This is a genomic window from Psychroserpens burtonensis DSM 12212, assembly GCF_000425305.1.
Taxonomy (GTDB): domain Bacteria; phylum Bacteroidota; class Bacteroidia; order Flavobacteriales; family Flavobacteriaceae; genus Psychroserpens; species Psychroserpens burtonensis.
In genome coordinates, this window is record NZ_AUDE01000031.1 from 24,558 (window position 1) to 30,557 (window position 6,000).

Genomic DNA, 6,000 nt, shown 5'->3' on the forward strand with positions numbered 1-6,000 from the left:
GTTATGAATTAAAATACCTAGTCTATTTTTTTTCCTAGCATTTCTTGTCCGCCTTGAAATAAGGTTAAGCTTTCAACTGAACCTTCAGCATTTCTAGTAAAATTAATTTCTGCAGCGACGACTTTTAAAAAGAACTTATCTTTTTCTGCCGCAAATAATTCAACTTCACCTTGACCGGTTGCGACGCCATATAGTTTGTTGTCTCTGACGCTAATCGCTAAATTAAATCCAGGTTGTATTTCATAGGTGCCCATATAGGTGTTAAGCACATCGGCATCTAAGGTTAATTCTTCACGTTCTGCAGGAGGCGTTTTATCGATTCCTGTTCCTGTCATTGCAGTGCCATTATTAGTCATAGTAACCATGCGGTTTCCATTTTCCGTAGAAAAATCATAAGCAGTTGCGCCACCATCAAATATGAAGTTAGTAGCTGTCATTGGATAAATTTCTAGGTTGGTACTGCCTTCTCGCTGACTGTATAATTGGTTATTTTTTAATGTGATATGTCTCACTACGCCAGCATCAAAGGCATAAGCGCCAACCCATGTACTCAATTGTGCATCGCTTAAGGCAATCGCATCTTCTTTCTTAGCGAAGGGCTTTCCAATAGCCATGGCTGCCACATTAGAAACGATCTCGCCAACATTACCACAATCACAATTGGTGAGTCCAATTACGTAGACATTTTCTTCTGGAAGGTAAATACCGTTTGATGAATAGCCAAAAATACCACCAGAATGCTCTACCGTTGGTGAGCCATTAACGGCACCTTTAATCCAGCCATACCCATAAGAAATGGCTTCACCAGACTCTAATGTAGACCCATTAATCGCCTTGTCTAAAGAACTTCTTTTAATGAATGTATTGGCAGAAATTGCATTTTGCCATTTTAGTAAATCTGCTGTTGTAGACATAATAGAACCCGCAGCATACGGCAAGGTTAAACTCAAATAATCTGCATTTCTATAACCTGTTTCTGTTTCAGAATAGCCTCTTGCACGATTAGGGATGAGTTTGATCATACTGCCATAGTAGGAGTTGGTCATGCCTACTGTATCAAAAATATTGGCTTGTATAAAATCTTCGTAAGATTGACCAGAGGCCACTTCTATAATATGACCTAGCAGTATATAACCAGAGTTGTTATAATTAAATTGAGTACCAGGATCAAACTCCATAGGCTCATTTTTAAATTTATCAATAAGCTCTATTGGTGTCATATCTGTGCGTGCAAGCACCATAAAACTTGGCATATTGGTATAACTTTTAATCCCAGAGGTGTGATTGAGTAAGTGATGCACTGTTATGGTTTTGCCTTGTGTTGGATAGTCTGGAATGAATTTGGTAATCGCATCATCGATACTGAGTTTGCCTTGTTCTTCTAGCATTAAAATAGCAACTGCTGTAAACTGTTTGGTGATAGATCCAATTTCAAAAACGTTTTTTGGGTCTGCCTTAAGGGCTGACTCTAAATTAGCGCTACCAAAGCCTTTGCTGTAAATGGCTTTACCATCTTTAGCAACTAATATTGAAACTCCAGGAACGTCTGAGGCGTATTGCGTACCAATATAATTGTCAATTTGTTGTTCTAAGGGTTGTTCAAAACTGCTTACAGATAAGAGTAAACAAATACACCCTTATAATTACTTTAGAAAGGTGAGGGTTAGTCGTCATGTGGTATTGATTTTTAATGGATTAAAGTTAATATGCTATGATTTGACGATGAGGTTTGGAATTTGTTACAGATTGGGGGATTTTAAAATGGTGTTCGTCTAACGGTTTTGTATAACGAAAGTGGCGACTTGCGTTGTTTCGTTTTTGTCAAATTTAAAGATAGTTAAATATTTGTACGAAACTTAATTCTAATTACCATCTTAGCCATTTTTGTTATACGCTGTTGTATGTAGTTTATTATCATTAACTAATTATTGATTTTTAAGAATCTCATAATCACTATTGAACATATTCAATATTGCAATTGATGGTGATTTGATTTCATTTTCAACACCACTATTAATCATTATTTCTTTCATGTTTTGAGCTTTTTTATTTTTCCAAAACCCAGCTTTTGTAAAACCAATTGCACAAATTTCACCGTTTTGTTCAAAAATTTGTTTATGATAAACCCATTTTTCATCAGAACCATCCATCTTCAAAGTAATATTAAATTTTTTCCATTTTTTTAATGGTTTTTTATATATAATTTTTTGTGAAGCTAGAACTCCAAACATTCCTTTTTTTACTGTATTATCATTTAATTTTGAACGAAAAACGACTTCGTATCTTATTAAATCCATGTAATAAAAATACTTTGAATTAGCCATGAATCTAAAAGATTCACAATCCAAAATGCTAACCCTTCTCGTTCTTGTTAAATCAGATGTTGGTTTTACTTTCTTCCAAAAAAACCTTGAACCAATAAAGATGTAAATCATGTGTAACCAATAATAAATCATTGCTTGAGTTTTAATTTTGTAGGTTATTTAAGTCTTTGGGGAATTATATACAATGTGTCAGAATATCGACTGTTTCAATTGTCGTTATCCGCAGTGAGACGAAGTTAGCTATTTTTTGTTAAGATGTCCATACGCAGTTCTACGTATATTTTAGTACGGCTATGTTAAATTTAAGAGTTGGGGTTGCGGTTTTATAAATGTTGTTAATCGCTAGCTTATTTTTGTTATTTACTCAGCGCTTTTATTATGCGCTCCTCGTTTATCACAATGTCTCGAAATAAAACGTGAGGAAACTCAGTGTACTTTGATGTTTTAAAAGCTTCTGAGATATTTGATAGCGTAGAAGCAGTAATAAGAGATAAGTTCATTTCCATATCCATTTCACAATCTGTTACGAAATCGTCACTAAACTCTGGTGCGACAAGCAAAATTTTGACAATACGTAAATCGTTTTTGAGTGCTAAATTTTGATATGCTTTTAATTGCCTTGATACAGAGCTAAACTTGTTATAGCCTCTTTCTTTACTTGTTTTACATTCTACAATAATGATTTCGTTATGATCCAAGTTTAAAAGAATATCCATCATATCCTTTTGTGTATTTAGCGTGTTTCTAAACACATCATCAACATTAAATCCCAAACCTTTAAATATGACTTTCGTTAACTCCTCAAATTTGATTCCGAGTTCACTTTCCTTAACGGTTATACCGTTTTCTTTTAATACATTAAGATTTCTATAAGCGACATTTTTGTAATTCTCTAAATATAAATTTTCAACGTCTTTGTAATGCTCAAGAATATTAAGAATATGGTCGCCACGTTGCTTAATACCATGATCCTTAATAAATTTGGAGACATCTGATTTAAGAATTAAATCTAAAATATCTCTTGGCTTTATGTTGTAATCAAGTAAAAAATGTGCTTTTAATACAAATTCATCTTGTAATTCGAATTGGTCTTTAATTTGTTTGTTTAGTTTGGGAAGCGACTGGTTTAACTCAGCGAGCATTTTGTCAAAACCATCTAATGAAATACCTACTTTTTCATCACGTTCTACATTGTCAAAATGCTCAATTAAACTACTTATTTTATCATCTAAGGTGCTGCCTTTGAGGTTTGAAATATTTAATCCTTTTTCACAAAGTTCGTTGAGATCTTTTTTTCGTTCGGTTAGCGTGCTGCCTTGTTTATAAATGTCATCTAAGAGCAGGCTTGTAAATGAAACACCTTCTTTTATAATTTCCTCAATTTTTTGTGCATAGGATAATTTTCTATCGATGTTGTGTTCTCTTCCAATTTGATTGATAATGGGTTCTCTCAATAGTTTTAGAGTTCTTCTGTAGAATTTTGGTGCTACTTCCTTTTCTCTAACTTTACGCAACATTCTTAACATTTCGTCTGCAACGTAAATTGTGTTTTCTTTATTTGAGAAAAAGATTACTCCTATGTTTTTGAGACCTTTTATAACGTCTTGAACATCGAGCTTTTTAATGGGTAAAATGGAATAATTAATCAATTTCACTTCTTCTTGTGACAAGCCTAGCTGTTTTGAGAGTGTTAGTATTATTGATAATTCGTCTGATGTGATTTTCGAGTCTCTGTTATTCTGTATGTCGTTATGGTAAGCAGTATGCAAGCAAGATTTGTAGATTTTGTAATCTCGTTTGCGAATGGCACTTAATTCTGATTTGTCATTATCAAAGTCCTCATTTAATCCTTTTATTCTTGTTTTTAGATGTTTAATTTCAGTTTCGTATAATCTTGAAAACCAATCTTGTTTCATGATGCAATTTCCGTCACGAATAATGATGTCAATTAAAATGTCTAACTGCGACGTGATTTCTTGGAATTCGCACCTAATATGTTCTTGGAATTCACCTTCAGTTAAATCAAAAATATTAGATATATTTTGATTATCAACTGTTTTCAAACCTTTATCTGACGAACTTAAAATCTTTTCAATTTCCTTTCCGTTTTGTGGGTTTTTCGATATGATATTGTCTATAATTTTAATAAATGAGTTCTTCTCTATTGAACCTAGTTTATCCAAAATCTTTTCTAATTTCATATACTTTAATTTTTATTATTGTTGTTTTGCAGCTTGCGGCTAATGTATCAGATTTTTTACTGGCTTAATTGTCGAGAATAACTATTCAACAAATTTGAATTATTTTTCATATCAAGCCTATACGTAGTTCTAAGTATCTTTTAGTAAAGCTATGTTAAATTTAAGAGCTGGTGTTACGGTTTCCCGTAGTGTGAATTATGGGAGGGTAGGACAATGAATTGGAAGCGTTTTTAGAGTTTTCGCGAGTAAGCTGGGACTAGTAATACATTATATACTGAGTTATGACTGCCTGCGGTAGGCAGGCTTTCGTTATTTTTAGTTATCTAATTCTGTTTCTATTAAAAGAATTAATGTCTTAATTTCTACATCTAGGTTTTCTCTAAAATTAATAACATCTTGGGTAAATGTCAATTTCATACCCAGTAGATTTCTAATTCTCTTATTGTCTAATATTTGATTATAATCGTTTGGTAATTCATTATCAATATTTACGTTGGGAATATTAGATTTTACCAAGGGAATGAAATTAATTTCATTCTCTAATATGTCATCTATACGAATTTGATGCACATTTAATCTGTCTTCAAGTATGTCATTGAGTTTATTCAGGCTAAATTCCAAGTCAGTAAACTTGTTATTTATTTTTTTGTCTTTTATTAAGCTTAATTTATTAGTGTTTTTTAAATTGATATAGGTGTTGAAAGTAGGCTTGTCGCTTTGTAAGTCCCAGGTTGTACTATTAAAAATTGAATCTGTAATTGCTACAGTAATGTTTTTTCTCTGGTTAGCATCAATACCGAGAATTTGAATTAGTCCTGTTTTTAGTGTGTTTTCATCTAAAATAAGCGATTCTGACTGTTTTTTAGCAACGTTTAGATTTTCTAATAAACTTTCTAACATCGCTTTTTCCTCAATTGAGTTTTTTCTGTTTTCGTTCCAGTTATTTATTTGTAAAGCAATAAGAATTCCGATAACTACGAGTATGATTTCTCCAATAGCATATTTAAAATACGTTCTAGTTTTGTTTTTCTCCATAAGGTCTTTTCTAATGTGTCTAAAGAATTTAATCATATGTATGTCCCGAGAAAAGGGACTCTTATTGTTTAGTGCTTGGTCATAATGAAGTACGAGGTGTTGTATATCGTTAGATTCTGTGTTAGCAAACAACAAAAATCCTATATTTTTTTCTATTTTTGTTTTTCAAAACGGCTTTAAGCTAGTTTCTAAAGGGCAGTTTCTATTTCTAATAGAGTTGCTCTTTTTTGTTGCTCATAATTTTGAATAAACCCTTGTTTATTTTTGTAAACAACGTAAATTAATTCTAATAGTTTTCTTTGAACAGCAATCAGTCCTTTCATTTTTATACCACTTTTAGAAACTAATCTTAAATATAATTCTTTATGGTTTTCATTATATTTTACTGCAGATAATGAGGGTAAATGCATCGCTTTTCTCAAATTACGATTTCCTTTTTT

At 32.1% G+C, this 6,000-nt stretch carries 4 protein-coding genes and 1 pseudogene; all 5 read right to left on the bottom strand.

Going from position 1 to position 6,000, the window contains the following annotated elements:
* Window positions 1–17 precede the first annotated feature (17 nt).
* Window positions 18–1,631 carry a serine hydrolase gene (locus tag H593_RS0113750; protein ID WP_028872974.1) on the bottom strand — a complete coding sequence of 538 codons (1,614 nt, stop codon included), beginning with the start codon at window positions 1,629–1,631 and terminating at the stop codon, window positions 18–20.
* 294 nt (window positions 1,632–1,925) lie between these two features.
* Window positions 1,926–2,435: a thioesterase family protein gene (locus tag H593_RS0113755; protein WP_169338370.1), complete on the bottom strand. Its 510-nt coding sequence runs from the start codon at window positions 2,433–2,435 to the stop codon at window positions 1,926–1,928.
* Window positions 2,436–2,680: 245 nt separating this feature from the next.
* On the bottom strand, window positions 2,681–4,525 hold the full coding sequence (locus H593_RS0113760; RefSeq protein ID WP_028872976.1) for a hypothetical protein: 1,845 nt from the start codon (window positions 4,523–4,525) through the stop codon (window positions 2,681–2,683).
* Between the two features lie 315 nt (window positions 4,526–4,840).
* Window positions 4,841–5,560 (bottom strand): DUF6090 family protein, encoded by a 720-nt coding sequence (locus tag H593_RS20160; protein ID WP_147232067.1) that lies wholly within the window; start codon window positions 5,558–5,560, stop codon window positions 4,841–4,843.
* A 188-nt stretch (window positions 5,561–5,748) separates the two neighbouring features.
* Window positions 5,749–6,000: pseudogene (locus tag H593_RS19295) on the bottom strand (hypothetical protein); the annotation flags it as partial.

Excerpts from the sequence above, each read along its gene's own strand:
- H593_RS0113760 (WP_028872976.1), bottom strand. The coding sequence starts at position 4,525 with ATGAAATTAGAAAAGATTTTGGATAAACTAGGTTCAATAGAGAAGAAC.
- H593_RS20160 (WP_147232067.1), bottom strand. The coding sequence starts at position 5,560 with ATGGAGAAAAACAAAACTAGAACGTATTTTAAATATGCTATTGGAGAA.
- H593_RS0113755 (WP_169338370.1), bottom strand. The coding sequence starts at position 2,435 with ATGATTTACATCTTTATTGGTTCAAGGTTTTTTTGGAAGAAAGTAAAA.